This window comes from Enterobacter cloacae, from assembly GCF_013375935.1.
Lineage (GTDB): Bacteria > Pseudomonadota > Gammaproteobacteria > Enterobacterales > Enterobacteriaceae > Enterobacter > Enterobacter pasteurii.
This window is the reverse complement of record NZ_CP056117.1, coordinates 375,464-394,855: the sequence shown is the minus strand read 5'-3', so window position 1 is coordinate 394,855 and position 19,392 is coordinate 375,464. Positions and strand designations below refer to the sequence as shown.

Genomic DNA, 19,392 nt, shown 5'->3' with positions numbered 1-19,392 from the left:
ATCTGTATTGCACGGGCTGATTTGCACGATGATAGCCTCACTGGCACAGTGAGGAGAGCATGATGGAATTTAACGAGAACCGCGCAAGGCAACCTTTTATCGCGTTTGTCTGGATCGCGAAAACGCTGCGTAACTGGTACCGGATTAATCGTACCCGCCGCATTTTGAGTAAAATGAGCGACGAGCAGCTCAGGGACGTGGGGCTGTCGCGGCATGATTTCTGACCGTTAATGCCCGGCAAGCGTAGCGCCACCGGGCAAGGCTCAGCCCAGTAGTGCAAGCGTCCGCCGTTTCGGCCTCTCCAGCAGCTCAACCGCCTCCTGATACGACCGCACGTTGTTATAGCCCATTACCAGCCCGTAGCGTTTTCCCGACCCGCAATACCACTCGGACAGCGCGTTAACCTGCAGCTGGTGTGCCTGCCAGCAGCGCGCTACCTCCCGGTCACGGCTTCCTGTGCTGAGAAACGCCACAATGTGCATCCCGCCGTCGTTTTGCTCGGTGAAGAACAGGTCGCCATACACCTCACGCAGGGCGGCAATCATCCAGTCGCGCCGGGTCTGGTAGAGGGCACGCATCTTCTTAAGATGCCGGAAAAAATGCCCCTCGTTGAGAAACGCGGTGAGGATCTTTTGCGTCAGTACCGGCTGGCCGCTGGTGGTGATTTCCGCGCAGTCGGTAAAAGCGCTAACGGTGCGCGCGGGCATGACCACGTAGCCCATGCGCAGCGACGGCATAATGGTTTTACTGAAGGTGCCCATAAAGATCACCCGGTCATGCCGGTCGAGGCTTTTCAGCGACGGCAGCACCTTGCGGGTGTAGTGAAACTCCCCGTCGTAATCGTCTTCAATAATCCACGCCTCGTTCTGCGAAGCCCAGTCGAGCAGCTGCTGTTTGCGCGGCAGGGAGAGCGTTACCGCCAGCGGGCTCTGGTGCGACGGGGTGACGATGGCAAAGCGGGCGTCGCGATGGTGACGGAGCAGGTATTCCGTGTCGATCCCGCAGCGATCGACCGGCACGGTGTGCAGACGCGGCACGATCCGCCTGAGCAGCTGCTGGCCCATAAAATAGCCCGGATCTTCAAACACCACCTTGTCGCTGCGGCTCGCAAGCGTGTCGAGGATCAGGCGCAGGCTGCCGCTGTAGCCGCTGGTGATCAGCACCTGGTCGGCGTTGCAGGAGAGCCCGCGGGAGATATTCAGATAGCGGGCGATCGCCTCGCGCAGCGGGTACCAGCCCGACACCGGCGGGTTGAGCATTTCATCCTGACGCATGGCGCGCGTCGCCTGGCCCGCCAGCAGCAGCCATTTTTTGTACGGGAAGCTGTCGAGCGCGGGAATGCCGGGGCGCAGAAAGCCGGCCCGCTCACGCTGGCTGATAAGCGATGCCGGGAGCGTGCCGGTGGTCTGCTCCGCCGGAGCGGGTGTAGCCGGAAGCAGGAGATCCGGGTTTACCCGCGTGCCGCGGGCGCCCTGGCTTACCAGGTACCCTTCGCCCGTCAGGATGGCATAGGCCGTTTCGACGGTTTTGCGCGCCACCTTCAGCTCCTCAGCCAGCACGCGGATGGCAGGCACCTTATCGCCGGGCTTCAGCACGCCGCGCGTGATGTTGTCGCGATAGCGGGCATAGATGTCGTGATAGCCTGGCTTCATGTCCTACCTCATTTCACGCTTTTTGTATCTTTTTACTATGTCATGAACGGCGTAGATTTGCCTCATCGCGCGACATAAACCGCACAATACAGAGGAAAGACAATGAGCACCCGCGTAAACCACCATAAAGCCACACCTGCCCTCGCCAACGCCCTCTCCGCCCTGAGCATGGAGGTGGCGAAAACCTCCATCGACCCGGCGCTGAAGCACCTGATCGACATTCGCGTGTCGCAGCTGAACGGCTGTACCTTCTGCCTGGATATGCACTCGAAAGAGGCAAAAATCGCCGGCGAGCGCGAGCTGCGCCTGTACCATCTGGCGGCCTGGCGCGAATCCCCGCTGTTCAGCGCCCGCGAGAAAGCCGCGCTGGCCTTCACCGAAGCGCTGACCCAGATTGGCGTTCACGGCGTGAGCGACGCGTTGTACCGCAGCGTGGCGGAGCACTTCTCGGACGTGGAGATTTCGGAGCTGAACTTCGCCATCGCAGCGATCAACGCCTGGAACCGTCTGGGCATTACGTCGCGCATGGCGCCCGGCTCGCTGGATGCGGCTTACGGGCTGAACAAGGCTAACCTGGAATAATCACAATAACGCGGCGCTTACCGGGCCTGCCGTAGACCGATAAGCGCCGCGCCACCACATTTCGCTCCCTGCCGAAGCATCGCCCATTCTGTTCCCGCATGCTCTTCGTAACCTCACAACGGAGAGACAACCATGATCGCAGTCCTTTTCGAAGCCAAAGCCAACCCCGTCCATCAGGCGCGTTACCTGCAGCTGGCCGCTGAGCTCAAGCCGCTGCTGGCGGGTATCGACGGGTTTATCGATATCGAACGTTTCCAGAGCCTGACCACCGACGGCAAAATCCTCTCGCTCTCCTGGTGGCGGGATGAAGCGGCTGTCCGCAGCTGGAAGCAGAACGTCTTTCATCAGGCCGCGCAGGCCGAAGGGCGGGAGTCGATTTTTGCGTACTACCGTATTCGGGTGGCGCAGGTCACGCGGGAGTACGCCTCCGAAACCGGAGGGCACGCGGATGTATGACGTTCATGTCGTGTTTAACGCTGTTCCCGGCGAGCTGGCGCGCTTTGGGCAACTTCTGGGGCGCAACGGCGTGGGGCTGGAAGGCGGCGGCGTATTCGGCACCGATGCTCATTTTCTGGTGGAGGATGGTGAAAAAGCCCGCCGCGTGCTGGCTGAGGGTGGGTTTACCGTGCTGGCCGTACGTAAACCGGTAATCAGGAAACTCAAGCAGGAGCGACCCGGCGAGCTGGGCGAGCTGGCTGCCGCGCTGGCCGCACGGGGCGTGTCTGTCCTTACCCAGTACAGCGACCATGCGAATCACCTTATTCTGCTGACGGATGATGATAAGCTGGCCGCAGAGATCACCGAACCCTGGGCAACGAATGTTAAAGACGAACTTACCTCCTGACGGCAGCGCGGCGCTGGAGCGGGCCATTGCCGCGGTGGCGGCAGCCATGGCCGATCCGTCGCGCGTGAAGATGCTCTGCGCGCTGATGGACGGACGGGCCTGGACCGCCACGGAGCTGAGCGCTGCCGCCGACGTGGCGCCGTCGACCGCCAGCGGGCACCTCGCCCGGCTGGTGGAAGGGAGGCTGATTACCTGCCTGTCGCAGGGGCGGCATCGCTATTATCGTCTGGCGGGGCACGACGTGGCGGCGCTGGTCGAGCAGATGATGGGGCTCTCCTGGAGCCGCATTACGCCGCCGGAAACCTCCGCGCCAAAAGCCCTGCGTGAAGCCAGGACCTGCTACGACCATCTTGCCGGAACGGTGGCGGTGCAGATCTATGAGTTCATGCAGGCGGAAGGCTGGCTTGAGGCGGACGGCTCCGCGCTGACGCTGTATGGCCGGGAGCAGTTCCTGAAGCTCGGCGTTCCGTTAAGCGCGCATCCGCGCCGGAAAGCCTGCTGCGCCTGCCTGGACTGGAGCGAGCGGCGGTTTCATCTGGGCGGAGAGGCGGGGGCGGCGCTGCTCATGCATCTGGAAAGCAAAGGGTGGATCCAGCGGGTGGCGGGATACAGGGAGGTAGTGGTTACGGGCGCAGGGAAGGCGGCCGTCAGGAAGTACTTTAGTCGCTAAACGCCATTGCGGCCCGATCCCCTCACCCACAGGAGAGGCAGCCAGCCTTTCGCAATTCCTGCGCTTTAGATTATCGTTTCTTGATACTTACCCTGATAACTATTATCGTGTTGGGGTAATACGAGAGGAACTCCCCATGAGTGAAGACGATCTGTTTAGCCGCAGGCCGATGGGCATGCGGATGGCGATGATCGTGCGCCAGTGGCGCGCGGTGATCGACGACGCCATTCTCGACACCGGGTTAACCCAGTCGAGCTGGACGGTAATGATGCAGCTTCATCAGCTTGGGGATAACGTCTCGGTCAGCGAGCTGGCGGAAGTGCAGGGTATTGAACTGCCCCCGCTGATGCGCACGCTGACGCAGCTGGAAAAGCAGGGCTACCTGCTGCGCACCGTCTCTCCATACGACAGGCGCATCCGGCTGCTGACGCTGACGCCCGAAGGAAAGGCCGTTCTTCAACGGCTCACTCGGGTGATCGAGACGCTTCAGGCGCGCGTATCGCAAAACATCGCGCCGGAACATATCGATATTTTCAGCGCCACGTTAAATCAAATCGCCTGCAATTTGCGGACAATCCGCGAAGAAGATAACAAGACCGAAAAATAATGACTCCTGAACAAAAGTTTGCCCGCTGGGTAAGGGTGAGTATTGCCTCTTTCCTGCTGATGTTTGTCTACTTTATCGTCGCGGATATCTGGATCCCGCTGACGCCGGACTCCACCGTGATGCGCGTGGTGACGCCGGTGTCGGCGCGCGTCTCCGGCTATGTGGCGGCGGTCCATGTCCATAACAACAGCCAGGTGAAGAGAGGCGATCTGCTGTTTGAGCTCGACGACACGCCGTTTCGCAACCGGGTCGACGCGGCGCGCATCGCGCTGGAGCAGGCCCGCCTGTCTAACGAGTAGCTGGACGCGCAGATTGCCGCCGCGCAGGCCAGCCTGAAAACCGCCGTGCTGACGGCGCGTAACGATAAGGTGACCTTCGACCGCTACCGGAAGCTGAGCACGATGCAGAACGTTTCGCAGGCGGATCTGGACAAAGTCCGCACCGCCTGGCAGAGCAGCGAGCAGTCCGTCAGCGCGATTCAGGCCAACATCCATAACCTGCGCATTCAGCGCGGGGAGCGGGATGAGCACCGCAACGTGACGCTGCAAAAATACCGCAACGCGCTGGAGGAGGCGGAGCTGAATCTGGGCTGGACGAAGGTTTACGCCGGGGCGGACGGTACGGTCAGTAACCTGCAGTTAAGCCCCGGCTTTTACGCCTCGTCCGGCTCCGCCGCGCTGGCGCTGGTGAACACGCAGACGGATATCGTGGCCGATTTCCGCGAGAAAAGCCTGCGCCATACCCACCAGGGCACCGATGCCGCCGTGGTGTTTGACGCCTTCCCGGGGCAGGTGTTCCGCGCCCACGTCACCAGCAGCGACGCGGGGATCCTCGCCGGACAGGAGGCCGTTAACGGCCAGCTGTCACAGCCGGAAACCTCCAACCGCTGGGTGCGTGACGCTCAGCGTATGCGCATTCACGTGGCGCTGGACGAGGCCATACCGAAGCCGCTGCCGACCGGCGCGCGCGCCACCGTTCAGCTCTACAACAGCGAAGGGCCGTTTGCGCGCTTCTTCTCCGGGATGCAAATTCATCTGGTGAGCCTGCTTCACTATGTCTATTAGCACTCTGGCGCGGGTCTTTACCCCGCACGGCAACATCGTCTACACGGCAAACGACTTTCGCCAGACCCTGCGCATCGTCTTTGCCGGGATGATTGCGCTCAGCGTGTCGAGCTTTTACAACACCAGCTACGGCGTGTTTTTTGTGGTTTATCCGATCATGCTGCTGTCGCTGGTGCCGGTGTTTAACCGCCACGTGGCGAAGCAGTTTGTGTTCAGCGCTTCGCTAAACTGCGTGGAGATGGTGCTTATCATCGGCTATCTGTCGCAGTGGCCGGTCATCATGACGCTGGTGGTATTTGCCCTGTACGTGATGCGGTTTCGCTTTATGAGCAAGGGGCCGCTGTTCCTGTTCGGTTCGATGGGGGTGGTGTGCCAGAGCGTGATGCTCAACTTTATGAGCTATCCCACGACCAGCTGGCACACGCTTTTATTCTCCAACATTGAAGCGAGCGTGATGGCGGTGTGCCTGAGCGCGCTGATGAATTACCTGCTGCCGGACGTTGAGCCGCGCAAGCCGCCGCCGCTGATCGAGAAAAACGACGCCCGCGTGCGCCACGAGTCGCTGCTCTCCGGCACCGTGGCGACGCTGATTTTCGTGGTGTTTCAGATTAGCGATTTAAGCGATTCCCTGTCGGCGCTGATGGCGGGCATTCTGATCCTGTTCCCGATGCACTATCGCGGCTCGGTGATCAGCTCCATCTGGCGCGTGGTTGGCGTGGTGCTGGGGTGTCTTTATATCCTTGTCGTCCAGCTTATTCTGTACGATCACAGCAGCCACATGCTGCTGATGATGCCGCTGATTGGCCTTGGGCTGGCCTTTGGCGCGCGTCTGCACGTGATGGAGAAGGTGGGTGCCGGGGTGGGCTTCGCCAGTATTACCACCATCGGCATTATGTTCGGGCAGAACATGCACCCGGACAGCGACCTGGTGTTCAGCGATCTGTACCGCATCACCTCCGTCACCTTCGCGCTGGTGGTCACGCTGACGATGGTCTTTCTGGTGCACCTGATCCTCAACCGCTTCGAGGCGACGCGCTACGTTATCGCGCCGCCAAAAGCGGATTAATGCCCCAGCACGGCGGGCAGCTGCGAGAGCAGAAACAGGATCAGACCAATCGTTCCGCCCACCAGGGTGCCGTTAACGCGAATGAACTGAAGATCTTTACCGATGTTGAGCTCAATCTGACGCGACATATCTTTGGCGTCCCAGCTTTTCACCGTGTCGCTGATATGTCGCGTCAGGAACGCGGCGAAATCCGGCGCCACGCGGTGCGCGGCCTGCTCCAGATGTTCGTTCAGGGACGCGCGCAGGCTGGCGTCGTTGGTCAGCGTTTCGCCAAACCACAGCCCGGCGCTGGCGATGCGCTGCTTCACGCGTGAGTCGTCGCTCTGCATGTCATTTTTCAGCCACTGGCGCAGGTCGGCCCACATCTCCCCCCAGATAGCGGTTAAAGGCCTCGTCATTTTTCAGGTAGTGCTTAATGTTTTCGGCTTTTGCCGTCATCTCCGGATCGTTTTTCAGATTGTCGATGAGCCTGATGGTGGCGCGGTCGAACGCCTGACGGATCTGGTGCGTGCGATCGTGGCTGATGTCGTCCAGCAGGGTATTTACCGCGTTTGACACCATCTCGGCGCTCTGGTCGCCCAGCCACTCGGTGGGCAGCACTATCGCCTTGCGCGGATGCTCGGTCTTAAGCCAGTGGACGATCTGGTCGGAAATAAATTCCCGCGTGCTTTCCCGCTGGATCAGGGTAATCAGCCGGTTAATGATGGCGTCCAGCAGCACCTGATGGCGGTTGTTTTTGGTCATGCTCTCCAGCATGACGGCGCTGGTCTCGGTTAAATCGACCTTGTCGATAGCCTTATGCACCGCGCGCTTGAGCAGGCGCTGAATGCGCCCGTCGTCGGTCAGTTCCAGAAAACCGCTCATCACCTGCACCAGATGCTGCCCCACGCGCTGCGCGTTATCCGGCTGGCTGAACCAGGTGCCGATCATTTTTGCTGGTTCATAGCGGCGGATCAACGCCACCAGCGACTGGGTATCCAGAAACTTCTCCTGCACGAACTGGCCGAGGTTATCGCCGATACGGTCCTTATTGCGCGGAATAATCGCCGTATGGCGCGAGATAAACGGAATGGGCACCCGGCGAAACAGCGCGACAACCGCGAACCAGTCCGCCAGCGCGCCGACCATCGCCGCCTCGGCAATGGCCTTCACGCCGCGCACCCAGAAGGTTTGCGGCAGGAAGAGGGTGGTGATAAACGCCGCGACGGCAATCAGCAGCAGCGACAGCGCCAGCAGCTTGGCGCGTTTGAGTTCAGCTATTTTTTCCATGGGTTAAGGATAGAGGGAGACGGGGGGAAAGTGCAAAAACCGCCACAGCACCCACCCGCCAAACGCCATCAGCACCACCCCTGCCGTGCGCTCAATCAGCCACAGCGAGCGGCTGAGCTTCTGCTGCACCGCGGGTAGCCCCATCAGCGACACCAGCGCCAGATCCCATGCCAGCACCACCATCACCATCCAGACGCCGCAGGTCGACTGCTGAAGCAGCGTGACGTTCGGCCCCAGCAGCGCCGTCATCAGCGCCAGATAGAACAGGGCGTTCTTTGGATTTAACAGCGCCGAGCCGAGCCCCAGCAGGATCTGCTTGCGCAGCGAGGGAAAGCGCTGATGGGTTTCATTCAGCGCCAGCGCTTGCGGGCGGCTGCGTACCAGGTGCGAGCCTATCCACAGCAGGTACAGCGCCCCGCAAAGCTCGATAAGGGTAAACAGCCACGTAAACTGGCGCAGCGCGCTCCAGCCGATAATCACCAGCAGGATATACACCCCGTTGCCCGCGGCGATGCCGAAGCACAGTCCAGCGCTGCCGCGCAGCCGGTAGCGCGCCGCGTAGCCCACCAGCAGGAAAAAATCGGGACCCGGGCTTAGCAGGGCAACAAAATGCGCCAGCGCCAGGGCGAAAAAAGCGGAAGGGAAGAACGTTTCCATAGTGACCTCGTTGCATTAACTGAGGCCACCTTACGATGTTACTTATCCTGATTATTGTCTGATATTGATCGGCCCGTGGCGTACTGGCGCGGCGTGGCGGCGGTATAGCTGACGAAGGTCTTGTGGAAATGGCTCTGGTCTGCAAAGCCGCTCTGATAGCTAACGTCGGCGATATCGTCCCCGGCGCGCAGCCGCGCTTTGGCGTACTCCACGCGGGAAATGTTGAGAAAGCTGCCCGGCGTCAGGCCGGTGTCCTGCCTGAAGGTGCGGATCAGCGTCTCCTTGCGGAGCGAGAAGCGTTGGGCAAGGTCATCAAGCGAGGGCGGTGCGGCAAGGTCGGAAAGCAAAGCCTGCTGAACGTGCTGGCTGGTTGAACGTAGCTCACCCGTGCGGCTGGCGCAGCGCGGAAGGGCAGAAATCAGCGCGTTCAGGGAATTAGCCGACATGTTCTCAACAACGTTCAGGTAAAGCGCAAATAGCGTGCGGTCGCGAATGACCTGTTCTGCCAGCGGAAAGTCCGTGTCGATATAGAGCATATGGTAGCTGCGCGGTTGCCCGGCGACGGGATTGCAGCTGTGCGGCGCATAGGCTGGGATCGCAATGAGGTCCCCGGGATGAAGGATGTACTCTCTGCCATGACACACGCAGCAGGTCTGGCCTTCCACTATCGCACCAATCGAGAGCTGGGGATGACAATGGCGTTTATACGCCACGGTGCTCTGCCACGTGCTGCGCAGCTCAAGGCCCGAGATGCGGTTAAAGTTCTGGCGGACGTGTCGGGTATGGGTCATAGGCGCTCCTGTCGGGTATGTTTTTTATACCATGCCCGTGCCCCACTAAGAACCCTCCGTATATACCCAACTTTACCTCCATCGCCAGTCATTTTGACTACGCTTAAAACCCTAAGCGGTAAAACAAGGAGATTCGATATGGCTTACCAGACAGTAAATCCTGCCACTAACCAGCTCGTCAAAGAATATCCCTCCCACACTGACGCTGACGTTGAGGCGGCGCTGAAGGCAGCCGATGCGCTCTATCACTCCGACTGGGCGAAGGGCGATATAAGCCAGCGTCTGCCGGTGCTGCATAAGCTGGCCGATCTGATTGACGAGCGCGCGGAGGATCTGGCGAAGATTGCCAGCCAGGAGATGGGTAAGCTCATCGAACAAAGCCGTGGCGAGGTGAAGCTGTGCGCGCAAATCGCCCGCTACTATGCCGACAACGCGAAGCAGTTCCTTGCCCCGGTGAAGTACCAGTCCGAACTCGGGGAAGCGTGGGTTGAACATCACCCCATCGGTGTGGTGATGGCCGTCGAGCCGTGGAACTTCCCGTATTACCAGCTGATGCGCGTTCTGGCGCCAAACCTGGCGGCGGGTAACCCGGTTCTGGCCAAGCACGCCAGCATCGTACCGCACTGTGCCGAGACCTTTGCGCAGCTGGTGCGTGAAGCGGGCGCGCCGGAAGGGGCGTGGACCAACCTGTTTATCTCGTCTGAGCAGGTGGCAAACATTATCGCCGACGATCGCGTACAGGGGGCGGCGCTCACGGGTTCCGAAAAAGCGGGGAGCGTGGTGGCAGCGCAGGCAGCAAAGCACATTAAAAAATCGACCCTCGAACTGGGCGGTAACGACGTGTTCGTGGTGCTGGACGATGCCGACCTGGAGAAAGCCGTGAAGACAGGCGTTAGCGCGCGGCTCAACAATGCCGGACAGGTCTGTACCGCGGCGAAGCGCTTTATCCTGCACGAAAACATTGCCGACGCGTTCCTGAGCAAATTCACCGAGGCGTTTAAGCAGGTGAAGATAGGCGATCCGCTGGATGAAAGCACCACGCTGGGGCCGCTATCGTCTAAAGACGCGCTTGAAACGCTGACCAAACAGGTCGACGAAGCGGTGAAAAACGGGGCGACGCTGCACTACGGCGGCAGGCCGGTACAGGGCGACGGGAGCTTCTTCGAACCAACGATCCTGACCCACATCTCGCGCGACAACCCGGCGTATTTCGAAGAGTTCTTCGGCCCGGTGGCGCAGATCTATGTGGTGAAAAATGACGACGAGGCGGTCGCCCTGGCGAACGACTCCCACTACGGTCTGGGCGGGGCGGTATTCAGCCAGGACATCGAGCGGGCGAAGAAGATGGCGTCGCGCATTGAGACGGGGATGGTCTACATCAACTGGCTCACCGACACCGCGCCCGAGCTGCCGTTCGGCGGCGTGAAGCGTTCCGGCTACGGACGCGAGCTGTCGGATCTGGGGATCAAAGAGTTTGTGAACCAGAAGCTGGTGGTGGTGCGCAAGTAACGCGGTAATAAAAAAACCTGCCATCCGGCAGGTTTTTTTCAGGAAATTTATTGCACTTCAATCTTGTCCCAGCCGCTTTTGAACATGCAGCTGTCAACGAGCGTATCCCGGCGATATTCATTCGCGTCTTCCACCATGTAGCTCGTTGAAACATCCTTTTTCTTATGCTTCTTGTCCGTTTTTTCCGAGCTTGAACCGGTCACGACGTTATCCGGGGGCAGATCGATAAGCGCCTGCGCTTCGCATTCCGTGAGCTTCTTATTCATCTCAGCATCACTGACGCCTGGCTTAACCCATTTGTACTGGACACAACCGGCAAGCATGACCGTGATGCTTAAAACACAAAGCGCGGCTATGCGGGGTTTCATCAGAAGCTCACTCCACCGCCCACGTAGGCGCCGTCGATCAGCGTGTGGTTTGGACGGCCGTCTTTACCGTCAACGCTCACGTGGCGGTAGCCCACCTTCAGCGTTACCGGTTTGATCGGAGTCCAGCTAACGCCGCCGTTGGCTTCAACGTAGTTCTTCACGCTGTTGTTCAGGCCGTCCGGCGCAACGTAACCTTCACCAAACACGCGGATGCTGTCGGTCAGAGCAACGTTCACGCCGCCGCCGACTGGGAACGCCACGCCGTTATCGCCTTTTTTCGGGCCGATGTAGATAGCCTTCGCGCCAGCGTTCAGCATCACCGGGCCGACTTCGACGTTGTAGCCTGCGCCCACGCCGCCGGTCTGGGTGCCGTCATCGGTGTTTTTCAGCCAGTTGCCTTCGGTGTACAGACCGGAGGTGGATTTACCCATTTCCACGTTCAGGTTGGTAAAGTTTTTACCCTGCTCGATGCTGCCGCCCATGGCCAGCGCGGAGCCTGATACGGCGGTCAGTGCGGAAAGGATCAGAACGTTAAGTTTTTTCATGAGTATGCCCTCGTCATCAAATTAATCTGAGGGCACCTTAACAAGCGATGTTTATGACTGCAAATGTGATGCATATCGCGGTTTTATGCTGATTATATATATTTATTGAATCTTAAATGTTGCATGAATGTTTGTTTGGCCTGTCGTCAATGCGCAATAAATTCGCGTTTAGGTACAGTTTATATTTCTGGCTAAACGGTGAATGAACGAGGCGCAAATAGTCATTCAGGGTGAATTAATTGGGTTTCTAATAATTTCCAAAAGTATTTCAACTGTCACAGATAAAGACAGAGGTTTACATTTCTGGTGATTGATATACACCCTTTCGGGCAGATCCGTGCGCCCGCCATGTCATTTTTCTGACACGTTTCTTCATTACGTTGTTGGCTTCACTTTATGGATGCTAACAATATGAAAAGAAAAATCATTCCTGTGCTTATCGGCTGTGCGCTCTCTTTCTCTGGCCTGGCGGCACAGCCAACCGCTGAGCGCTACGTGGTCAGCTTTCCCGACGGCTCGCACGTAAAATACAGCGGTGCGTTTGCCGGCGCGTTTCCGAACGGGCTTCCGGTGGGGATTGGCTCTGGCTTGCTGTTTACCGGCAGGCAGGGCGATACCCTGACCTTCGCGACCGTCACCGACCGCGGTCCCAATGCGGATTCGCCAAAGGTGGGGAAAAACGACGCCAAGATCTTCGTGACGCCGGATTTCGCCCCGATGCTGATGACGATTCGCGTGCAAAACGGCAAAGCGGAGGCCGTGGATGCGCGCCCGCTGCATGACGATAAAGGCGAGATTAACGGCCTGCCGCTGGAAAACGGCGTGATTGGCTCGACCAACGAAGTGGCGTTCAGCGACGCTTTAAAGGTGCTCAAGGGCGACAACCGCGGGCTGGATACGGAAGGCATCACGCCGGACGGGAAGGGCGGTTACTGGCTGTGCGACGAGTACGGCCCGTTCCTGATCAACGTTGACAGCAAGGGTAAAATTCTGGCGATCCACGGCCCGCAGGCGGCTGAAGGGGAGAAATCCATTGCGGGCGGTTTGCCCAACGTTATCAAATGGCGTCAGGCAAACCGGGGCTTTGAAGGGCTAACCCGGATGCCGGACGGACGTATTATCGCCGCCGTGCAAAGCACGCTGGATATCGACGGTAAGAGCAAAAAGCAGGCGCTGTTTACGCGTCTGGTGAGCTTCGATCCGGCGACCGGCAAAACCGCGATGTACGGCTACCCCGTCGACAGTGACGTTTACGGTAAGAACAGCGACGCCAAAATTGGCGACATCGTGGCGCTGGATGACCACTCTGTCCTGCTGATTGAACAGGGCGAAGATAAAAACGACGCGATGCGCAACCTCATTTACAGGGTCGATTTGCGCAACGCGAGCGACCTGACGGCGTTCGACAGGCCGGGCGAGTACCCGGAGTTTGATGACGCGAAAACGCTGGCGCAGCGCGGCATTACGCTTGCTAAAAAAACGCAGGTGGTCGACCTGCGCGCGCTGGGCTGGCAGCAGGAAAAGGCCGAAGGGCTGGCGCTGATTGACGGTAAAACGCTGGCGGTGGCGAATGATAACGACTTTGGCGTGAAGGTGGCGATGCAAAAGCCGGTCGAGGGCAAGAAGCTCAAGGATTATCGGGTGAACGCGCAGGGTGCGCTGACGCTGGATGATAAGCCGGTGGAAACCACGCTCAGCGTGAAGCCGCTGAAGAAACCGGAATCAGAAAGCGAGTTGTGGATTGTGACGCTGCCGGAGGCGTTGAAATAAGTTTATCTCTTACCCCTCACCCTAACCCTCTCCCAAAGGGAGAGGGGATTGTTCGGTGCGCGTAGTTAAACGGAGAGGTTATTTCTTCAGCCCCGCAAACGCCGCCCGAATTTCTTCTTCCGGCAGCTGGATACCGATAAACACCATCACGCTGTGCGGCGTTTCCTCGCCCCACGGGCGGTCCCAGTCGGCGCTGTAGAGGCGCTGCACGCCCTGGAACAGCAGGCGGTTTGGTTCGCCGTCGATCCACAGCATGCCCTTATAGCGCAGCAGCTTATCCGCAAACGACAGCAGCAGGTTCTCCATCACGCGGGAGACCTCGCCGATATCTACCGGGTAGTCCAGCTCCACCACAATCGACGCCACGTCGTTTTGCTTGTCGGACATAAAGTGGAAGCGCGGTTTCGCGGTGATATTCTCTTCCAGCATAAAGCCGTTAGTGTTGAACAGCCGGGACAGGTCGATATCGCCGTGCGTCACGGTGAAAATCGGCGCGCGGGAGTTAATGCGCGTCAGGCGCTCGCGCAGCTTAACGCTTTCGCCCGCCACGTCGGTTTTGGTCAGCAGGATGCGGTCGGCGTAGCCCACCTGGGACTGGGCGATGGTGAACTGGTTCATCTGCTCGTCGGCGTGGGCCGCATCAACCAGGGCGATGACGCCGTCCAGCAGGTAGCGCTGGCAAAGAATATCGTGGGAGAAAAAGGTCTGAACGATCGGGCCAGGGTCGGCCATGCCGGTGCACTCGATCACCAGACGGTCAAAGTCGATTTCACCGCGATCGCGGCTGTCGAGCAGGTCCAGCAGGGCGTTTTCCAGCTCGCTGGAGCGGGTGCAGCAGATGCAGCCGTTGGTCAGGGTTTTGATCTGGGTGGCGCGATCGCCAATCAGCTGGTCGTCAACGGAGACTTCGCCGAACTCGTTCTCAATGACGGCGATTTTAAAGCCGTGCTGCTCGTTCAGAATGTGGCGCAGCAGGGTGGTTTTACCGGCGCCGAGAAAACCGGTCAGCAGGGTAACGGCAATCGGGGTCATGGTCTCTCCTTTAGCAGCAGCGGACGCCGCCTTCTCCACTTCCGCCGTAGCGCGCTTCCTGACGCTCGCGGAAGAATTCGGTGTAGGTCATGTACGGCTTATCCGGATGGTTGGTCTTCATATGCTCAACGTAGTTGTCATAGTCCGGAATGCCAATCAGCATTTTCGCCGCCTGACCGAGATATTTTTTTGCTTCGCCTAAGTTACCAAACATAACGGGTCCTGATAAGAAAAAGCCCGGCGATGTGAGTCCGCTGGGCTTGTGTTCTCCTCACCCCAGCCCTCTCCCAAAGGGAGAGGGGGAGGATTGCGGATTAATGGTGGGAAGAGGTCTTCACGCCGCCTTCCGGCACCGGCACGTACGGGGTCTCTTTATCCGTACGACCATCAGCGTTACGCACCTTCATCCAGGTTTTGATGCCGTAGAAGATGATGCTGTACACCACTACCAGGAACAGAATGCTCAGGCCCGCGTTGGTGTAGTTGTTCACCACGATATGGTTCATGTTGGCAACCTGCTGCGCGGTCAGATCCGCGCCGCCTGCGGCGATCTTCTCCTTGTACTGGTTAGCCATGTAGAAGAAGCCTTCCAGCTGCGGGTTGCTGCTGAACAGCTTCAGACCCAGCGCCCAGGTGGTGCAGAGCAGCAACCACAGCGCAGGCACCACGGTGACCCAGATGTATTTGGTGCGCTTCATCTTCACCAGCACAACGGTACCAAGCACCAGCGCCACTGCCGCCAGCATCTGGTTAGAGATGCCGAACAGCGGCCACAGGCTCTTAACGCCGCCAAGCGGGTCAACAACGCCCTGATACAGCAGGTAGCCCCACAGGCCGACACAGCCCGCCGTACCGAGAACGCCCGCCACCAGAGAGTCGGTTTTCTTCAGGAACGGCACGAAGTTACCCAGCAGGTCCTGCAGCATGAAGCGGCCCGCGCGGGTACCGGCATCCAGCGCGGTGAGGATGAACAGCGCTTCGAACAGAATACCGAAGTGGTACCAGAAGCCCATGTCCGCCCACGGTAGCACTTTATGGAACACGTGAGCGATACCCACCGCCAGCGTCGGTGCACCACCTGCGCGGTTCAGCACGGACGGTTCGCCGATGTCTTTCGCGGTCTGCATGATCTGCTCAGGCGAGATCACAAAGCCCCAGGAGCTGACGGTCGCCGCCGCGTGTACGCTGGCCTCTTTCAGCTGGGCCATAATCATTGCGGTATTTTCGCCGCCCATTTCATGCAGGTTTGGCATGGTGATGCCCAGCCCCGCCGGCGGCGTGTTCATCGCGAAGTACAGGCCTGGCTCGATAATAGATGCCGCAACCAGCGCCATGATCGCCACGAAGGACTCCATCAGCATCGCGCCGTAACCGATGAAGCGCGCGTCGGTTTCGTTGGCCATCAGCTTCGGCGTGGTGCCGGAGGCAATCAGCGCGTGGAAGCCAGACACGGCACCGCAGGCGATAGTAATAAACAGGAACGGGAACAGGGCGCCTTTCCACAGCGGGCCGGTGCCGTCAATGTACTGGGTCACCGCCGGCATTTTCAGCTCCGGGTTGATGATCACAATACCGATTGCCAGCCCGACGATTACGCCGATTTTCAGGAAGGTCGCCAGATAGTCGCGCGGTGCCAGAATCAGCCACACCGGCAGAAGGGCAGAGATGAACGCGTAACCGATCAGCGCGAAGGTGATGGTGGTGTCCTTGAAGGTCAGCGCCGGGCCCCAGTACGGGTCGTGCGCAATCACGCCGCCGAAGTAGATAGAGGCGACCAGCAGCACGATACCGATTACCGACACCTCGCCCACGCGGCCAGGGCGCAGGAAGCGCATGTAGATGCCCATGAACAGCGCAATCGGTACGGTAGAGCAGACGGTAAAGACGCCCCACGGGCTTTCGGCCAGCGCTTTCACCACGATTAACGCCAGCACCGCCAGGATGATGATCATAATCAGGAAGCAGCCAAACAGGGCGATAGTGCCCGGCACGCGGCCCATCTCTTCTTTGATCATCTCACCCAGCGACGAGCCGTTACGGCGCGAGGAGATAAACAGCACCATAAAGTCCTGCACCGCCCCCGCCAGCACCACGCCCGCCAGCAGCCAGAGCGTACCCGGCAGGTAGCCCATCTGCGCGGCCAGCACCGGGCCGACCAGCGGACCAGCGCCTGCAATGGCGGCAAAGTGGTGGCCAAACAGCACGTAGCGATTGGTTGGCACGTAGTTCAGGCCGTCATTGTTAATGACCGCCGGGGTGGCGCGCGTCGGGTCGAGCTTCATGACCTTCTGCGCGATGTATAAGCTGTAGTAGCGATAAGCCACAAGGTAGACGGAAACCGACGCGACCACGATCCACAGGGCGCTTACGTGCTCGCCCCGGCGTAATGCGACAACCGCCAGACAGAAAGCGCCGAGGATCCCGAGTAAGGCCCAGGGCACGTGCTTCAGTAGTTTTTTAGTATCCATAGTAAGACCTGGTTTTTTATGTAAAGAAAAAAGGGTCAGGGTTCGTTGTGAGGAGGTATTGATTAATGCTGGAGCGATCGTGCCAGATCCTCGCGCGCGTAAAGGACGGTAAATGGGTGAGTGGTTGAAAGCGATGCGTGAGCGGTCAAAAGCGAGGGCGAGTGGTCAGGACTCGCCCTCAGTGGAGGGAAATATGTGATTGAGATCACTAAGAATAATCCAGCACTGCCGGGCGTGGCCGCCCACACTCGCGCGGAACCTCAGCGTTTTTTGCGCAACGGCATTACACCGCGGCTTCCATCTCCAGCATCACCGGATGGAAACGGCGCCTGAAGTAGATCAGGCCGTGTCCCTCGCCGCTGAGGATGATGTTCTTAATTTCAACGAGGTAAACCAGATGGGTGCCGATAGTTTGCACCTGGGCTATCTCCCCTTCCAGGCTTGCCAGCGCCCCTTTCAGTACCGGCTGCGCCAGCGGGCCTTTCTGCCAGCAGGAGAGGGCAAAGCGCTCCTCCATTGCCATGCCCGTCATCCCGGCAAAGTGGCGGGCCATGATCTCCTGCTCGTGGTTCAGCACGTTAACGCACAGCTTGCCGTTGCCCTGAAAGACCGGGTTCATGGCGCTGCTGGCGTTGATGCACACCATCAGCGACGGCGGCGTGTCCGTAACGGAACAGACGGCGGTGGCGGTAATGCCGCAGCGACCGGCCTCGCCCTCGGTGGTGATGACGTTGACCGCCGCCGACAGGCTGGCCATCGCGTCGCGAAAACGCAGGCGTTCTTCTGATTGCATTGAAACCTCCCGCTGCGTTATTTCAGCAGCTTATCCAGCATGTTGATATCGGTGTTGTTGTGCAGGTGCGGTACGGTCCAGCCGTGCTGGTCGTACTCGGACATGCAGCGGTCGACCATCGCCATCATCTTGTCCATGTTGCCCGAGCTCTGCGCCTGGCGCAGGCACTGAAGGCGAATTTCGTCCTGGCTCCCGGAGTAGTTGATTTCGTACAGCTCGTGACGGCCGCCAAACTCGCTGCCGATGGCATCCCACATCAGCTTCAAAATCTTGATGCGCTCGACGTGATCCATGCCGTTGGAGCCGCGCACGTATTTCGCCAGGTACTGGTCGATCTGCGGGTTGTTCAGATCCCGCGCGCTGGACGGCAGGTAGATCAGCCCGGAGGTGACGTTGCGCTCGATGATGTTCTTGATCTTCGCGTAGGCCATTGGCGCCATCACGCGGTAGGTCTGCAGCGCCGCGTGATCGGGCAAGTACGCGCCGTTGACCCACGGCGTGGCTTCGGAGCACATGGAGTCGCTCAGCGCCCAGAACATGTTGCGCCAGGCGACCACTTCGCCCAGATCCGCCTGCACGCCACGGAACTCAAGGGTGCCGGTGCACTCCAGCGATTTCTTCAGCAGGGCGGTGATAAAGTCGAGCTTCACCGCCAGACGCACGCAGGCCTGAAGCGGGTACATGCGGGCGAAGCCCCCTTCCATCGTCCAGCGGCGGCAGCGGTCGAAATCACGGTAGATCAGCACGTTTTCCCATGGGATCAGCACGTTATCCATCACCAGGATCGCGTCGTTCTCGTCGAAGCGGCTGGAGAGCGGGTAGTCGTACGGGGAGCCGGTGGCGCCTGCCACCATTTCGTAAGAGGCGCGGGAGATCAGCTTCACGCCCTCGGCGTCCATTGGCGCGACGAACATCAGCGCGAAGTCCGGGTTTTCGCCCATCACCTGCGCGGAGCCGAAGCCGATCATGTTGTAGTGGGTCAGCGCCGAGTTGGTGGCCACCACTTTTGCGCCGCTGACGATAATCCCGGCGTCGGTCTCTTTCTCCAGCTTGATGTAAACGTCTTTCACCTCGTCCGCCGGCTTGTGGCGGTCGATCGGCGGGTTAACGATAGCGTGGTTAAAGTACAGGCCGGTTTCCTGAATGCGGGTGTACCAGCTCCGGGCGTTCTGCTCGAACTGGCCGTAGAAGGCCGGGTTAGCGCCGAGCGCGCAGCCGAACGCGGCTTTATAGTCCGGCGTGCGGCCCATCCAGCCGTAGCTCAGGCGCGACCACTCGGCGATGGCGTCGCGCTGCTGGCGCAGGTCGTCGGCGCTTTTCGCCACGCGGAAGAACTTATGGGTATAGCCGCCGCTGCCGGTGTCGGTGCCCCAGCAGAGCGTATCCTGCATGTCCGGCTTGTGCAGGGCGTCGTACATCTGCGCGATGGACGCCGCCGCGTTGCGGAATGCCGGATGGGTAGTGACGTCTTTGACGCGCTCGCCGTAGATGTAAATCTCACGACCGTCCTGCAGGCTTTTTAAATACTCTTCACCCGTTAACGGACGTTTGGCATCGGCGCGGAACTCTTCAGGCTTCATAGGGACCTCGTATCGGAAGATGTTTGTTAAATTTATGTTTTGTTTTTGTTGTTTAATTGAAGCGTGAGAAGGGCGGACCGTGAAGGGACGATTGGGACAACGGCGGGTACTTTTCGGGTGGTGAG

Annotated in this window: 19 protein-coding genes and 2 pseudogenes; 10 read left to right on the top strand and 11 right to left on the bottom strand. The window is 59.4% G+C overall.

What is annotated here, in order from left to right:
* Window positions 1-62: 62 nt before the first annotated feature.
* Window positions 63-224 (top strand): DUF1127 domain-containing protein, encoded by a 162-nt coding sequence (locus HWQ14_RS01840; RefSeq protein ID WP_148422134.1) that lies wholly within the window; start codon window positions 63-65, stop codon window positions 222-224.
* 39 nt (window positions 225-263) lie between these two features.
* On the opposite strand, the gene HWQ14_RS01835 is transcribed toward HWQ14_RS01840, so the two are convergent.
* Window positions 264-1,652: a PLP-dependent aminotransferase family protein gene (locus tag HWQ14_RS01835; RefSeq protein WP_176608799.1), complete on the bottom strand. Its 1,389-nt coding sequence runs from the start codon at window positions 1,650-1,652 to the stop codon at window positions 264-266.
* Window positions 1,653-1,754: 102 nt separating this feature from the next.
* Between HWQ14_RS01835 and HWQ14_RS01830 the strand changes: the two genes are divergently transcribed.
* The 7 genes and pseudogenes from HWQ14_RS01830 to HWQ14_RS01800 all read left to right on the top strand — a co-directional run bounded on the left by HWQ14_RS01830 (window position 1,755) and on the right by HWQ14_RS01800 (window position 6,485).
* Window positions 1,755-2,234: a carboxymuconolactone decarboxylase family protein gene (locus tag HWQ14_RS01830; RefSeq protein ID WP_176608798.1), complete on the top strand. Its 480-nt coding sequence runs from the start codon at window positions 1,755-1,757 to the stop codon at window positions 2,232-2,234.
* 132 nt (window positions 2,235-2,366) lie between these two features.
* A complete protein-coding gene (locus HWQ14_RS01825; protein ID WP_148422074.1) occupies window positions 2,367-2,690 on the top strand; it encodes an antibiotic biosynthesis monooxygenase family protein in 324 nt (107 codons plus the stop codon).
* A complete protein-coding gene (locus tag HWQ14_RS01820) occupies window positions 2,683-3,078 on the top strand; it encodes an amino acid-binding protein (RefSeq protein WP_176608797.1) in 396 nt (131 codons plus the stop codon). The genes HWQ14_RS01825 and HWQ14_RS01820 overlap by 8 nt, the downstream gene beginning before the upstream one ends.
* Entirely contained in the window at window positions 3,053-3,748 is a 696-nt protein-coding gene (locus HWQ14_RS01815) for an ArsR/SmtB family transcription factor (RefSeq protein WP_176608796.1), read from the top strand. Before HWQ14_RS01820 ends, HWQ14_RS01815 begins: the two co-directional genes overlap by 26 nt.
* A gap of 136 nt (window positions 3,749-3,884) precedes the next feature.
* Window positions 3,885-4,355, top strand: a complete 471-nt coding sequence (locus HWQ14_RS01810; RefSeq protein ID WP_176608795.1) for a MarR family winged helix-turn-helix transcriptional regulator — start codon at window positions 3,885-3,887, stop codon at window positions 4,353-4,355.
* Window positions 4,352-5,419, top strand: a pseudogene (locus HWQ14_RS01805) (HlyD family secretion protein). The gene HWQ14_RS01810 and the pseudogene HWQ14_RS01805 overlap by 4 nt, the downstream one beginning before the upstream one ends.
* Window positions 5,409-6,485 carry a DUF2955 domain-containing protein gene (locus HWQ14_RS01800; protein WP_148422064.1) on the top strand — a complete coding sequence of 359 codons (1,077 nt, stop codon included), beginning with the start codon at window positions 5,409-5,411 and terminating at the stop codon, window positions 6,483-6,485. The pseudogene HWQ14_RS01805 and the gene HWQ14_RS01800 overlap by 11 nt, the downstream one beginning before the upstream one ends.
* Here the strand turns inward: HWQ14_RS01800 and HWQ14_RS01795 are convergent.
* From HWQ14_RS01795 to HWQ14_RS01785, 3 genes and pseudogenes are all read right to left on the bottom strand, one after another.
* A pseudogene (locus tag HWQ14_RS01795) lies at window positions 6,482-7,754 on the bottom strand (DUF445 domain-containing protein). The gene HWQ14_RS01800 and the pseudogene HWQ14_RS01795 overlap by 4 nt on opposite strands.
* A 3-nt stretch (window positions 7,755-7,757) precedes the next feature.
* Window positions 7,758-8,411, bottom strand: a complete 654-nt coding sequence (locus HWQ14_RS01790) for a LysE family translocator (protein WP_148422060.1) — start codon at window positions 8,409-8,411, stop codon at window positions 7,758-7,760.
* 38 nt (window positions 8,412-8,449) lie between these two features.
* Complete coding sequence (locus tag HWQ14_RS01785) at window positions 8,450-9,202, bottom strand: AraC family transcriptional regulator (protein ID WP_148422058.1); 753 nt, start codon at window positions 9,200-9,202, stop codon at window positions 8,450-8,452.
* Between the two features lie 138 nt (window positions 9,203-9,340).
* On the opposite strand from HWQ14_RS01785, the gene HWQ14_RS01780 reads away from it, so the two are divergent.
* Complete coding sequence (locus HWQ14_RS01780; protein ID WP_176608794.1) at window positions 9,341-10,711, top strand: NAD-dependent succinate-semialdehyde dehydrogenase; 1,371 nt, start codon at window positions 9,341-9,343, stop codon at window positions 10,709-10,711.
* Between the two features lie 47 nt (window positions 10,712-10,758).
* Here the strand turns inward: HWQ14_RS01780 and HWQ14_RS01775 are convergent, their stop codons facing one another.
* The gene (locus HWQ14_RS01775; protein ID WP_176608793.1) at window positions 10,759-11,079 is read right to left on the bottom strand and encodes a hypothetical protein; all 321 of its coding nucleotides are present in this window, start codon (window positions 11,077-11,079) and stop codon (window positions 10,759-10,761) included.
* On the bottom strand, window positions 11,079-11,624 hold the full coding sequence (locus HWQ14_RS01770; RefSeq protein WP_176608792.1) for a YfaZ family outer membrane protein: 546 nt from the start codon (window positions 11,622-11,624) through the stop codon (window positions 11,079-11,081). The genes HWQ14_RS01775 and HWQ14_RS01770 overlap by 1 nt, the downstream gene beginning before the upstream one ends.
* Window positions 11,625-12,035: 411 nt before the next feature.
* Between HWQ14_RS01770 and HWQ14_RS01765 the strand changes: the two genes are divergently transcribed.
* Window positions 12,036-13,394, top strand: coding sequence for an esterase-like activity of phytase family protein (locus tag HWQ14_RS01765; RefSeq protein WP_176608791.1), 1,359 nt, complete (start codon window positions 12,036-12,038; stop codon window positions 13,392-13,394).
* A 78-nt stretch (window positions 13,395-13,472) separates the two neighbouring features.
* On the opposite strand, the gene yjiA is transcribed toward HWQ14_RS01765, so the two are convergent.
* From yjiA to hpaB, 5 genes are all read right to left on the bottom strand, one after another.
* Window positions 13,473-14,426, bottom strand: coding sequence for a GTPase (yjiA, locus tag HWQ14_RS01760; protein WP_176608790.1), 954 nt, complete (start codon window positions 14,424-14,426; stop codon window positions 13,473-13,475).
* 10 nt (window positions 14,427-14,436) lie between these two features.
* Window positions 14,437-14,640 carry a YbdD/YjiX family protein gene (locus HWQ14_RS01755; protein WP_003856610.1) on the bottom strand — a complete coding sequence of 68 codons (204 nt, stop codon included), beginning with the start codon at window positions 14,638-14,640 and terminating at the stop codon, window positions 14,437-14,439.
* A gap of 100 nt (window positions 14,641-14,740) precedes the next feature.
* Window positions 14,741-16,894 (bottom strand): carbon starvation CstA family protein, encoded by a 2,154-nt coding sequence (locus HWQ14_RS01750; RefSeq protein WP_148422049.1) that lies wholly within the window; start codon window positions 16,892-16,894, stop codon window positions 14,741-14,743.
* Between the two features lie 283 nt (window positions 16,895-17,177).
* Window positions 17,178-17,687: a 4-hydroxyphenylacetate 3-monooxygenase reductase subunit gene (locus HWQ14_RS01745; protein ID WP_148422047.1), complete on the bottom strand. Its 510-nt coding sequence runs from the start codon at window positions 17,685-17,687 to the stop codon at window positions 17,178-17,180.
* 17 nt (window positions 17,688-17,704) lie between these two features.
* Window positions 17,705-19,267: a 4-hydroxyphenylacetate 3-monooxygenase, oxygenase component gene (hpaB, locus tag HWQ14_RS01740; protein WP_176611140.1), complete on the bottom strand. Its 1,563-nt coding sequence runs from the start codon at window positions 19,265-19,267 to the stop codon at window positions 17,705-17,707.
* Between the last annotated feature and the right edge of the window lie 125 nt (window positions 19,268-19,392).

Coding starts and splice junctions, on each gene's coding strand:
- HWQ14_RS01780 (WP_176608794.1), top strand. CDS start 9,341: ATGGCTTACCAGACAGTAAATCCTGCCACTAACCAGCTCGTCAAAGAA.
- HWQ14_RS01840 (WP_148422134.1), top strand. CDS start 63: ATGGAATTTAACGAGAACCGCGCAAGGCAACCTTTTATCGCGTTTGTC.
- HWQ14_RS01800 (WP_148422064.1), top strand. CDS start 5,409: ATGTCTATTAGCACTCTGGCGCGGGTCTTTACCCCGCACGGCAACATC.
- HWQ14_RS01770 (WP_176608792.1), bottom strand. CDS start 11,624: ATGAAAAAACTTAACGTTCTGATCCTTTCCGCACTGACCGCCGTATCA.
- HWQ14_RS01775 (WP_176608793.1), bottom strand. CDS start 11,079: ATGAAACCCCGCATAGCCGCGCTTTGTGTTTTAAGCATCACGGTCATG.
- HWQ14_RS01830 (WP_176608798.1), top strand. CDS start 1,755: ATGAGCACCCGCGTAAACCACCATAAAGCCACACCTGCCCTCGCCAAC.
- HWQ14_RS01750 (WP_148422049.1), bottom strand. CDS start 16,894: ATGGATACTAAAAAACTACTGAAGCACGTGCCCTGGGCCTTACTCGGG.
- HWQ14_RS01835 (WP_176608799.1), bottom strand. CDS start 1,652: ATGAAGCCAGGCTATCACGACATCTATGCCCGCTATCGCGACAACATC.
- HWQ14_RS01820 (WP_176608797.1), top strand. CDS start 2,683: ATGTATGACGTTCATGTCGTGTTTAACGCTGTTCCCGGCGAGCTGGCG.
- HWQ14_RS01755 (WP_003856610.1), bottom strand. CDS start 14,640: ATGTTTGGTAACTTAGGCGAAGCAAAAAAATATCTCGGTCAGGCGGCG.
- HWQ14_RS01790 (WP_148422060.1), bottom strand. CDS start 8,411: ATGGAAACGTTCTTCCCTTCCGCTTTTTTCGCCCTGGCGCTGGCGCAT.
- yjiA (WP_176608790.1), bottom strand. CDS start 14,426: ATGACCCCGATTGCCGTTACCCTGCTGACCGGTTTTCTCGGCGCCGGT.
- hpaB (WP_176611140.1), bottom strand. CDS start 19,267: ATGAAGCCTGAAGAGTTCCGCGCCGATGCCAAACGTCCGTTAACGGGT.
- HWQ14_RS01825 (WP_148422074.1), top strand. CDS start 2,367: ATGATCGCAGTCCTTTTCGAAGCCAAAGCCAACCCCGTCCATCAGGCG.
- HWQ14_RS01745 (WP_148422047.1), bottom strand. CDS start 17,687: ATGCAATCAGAAGAACGCCTGCGTTTTCGCGACGCGATGGCCAGCCTG.
- HWQ14_RS01765 (WP_176608791.1), top strand. CDS start 12,036: ATGAAAAGAAAAATCATTCCTGTGCTTATCGGCTGTGCGCTCTCTTTC.
- HWQ14_RS01785 (WP_148422058.1), bottom strand. CDS start 9,202: ATGACCCATACCCGACACGTCCGCCAGAACTTTAACCGCATCTCGGGC.
- HWQ14_RS01815 (WP_176608796.1), top strand. CDS start 3,053: ATGTTAAAGACGAACTTACCTCCTGACGGCAGCGCGGCGCTGGAGCGG.
- HWQ14_RS01810 (WP_176608795.1), top strand. CDS start 3,885: ATGAGTGAAGACGATCTGTTTAGCCGCAGGCCGATGGGCATGCGGATG.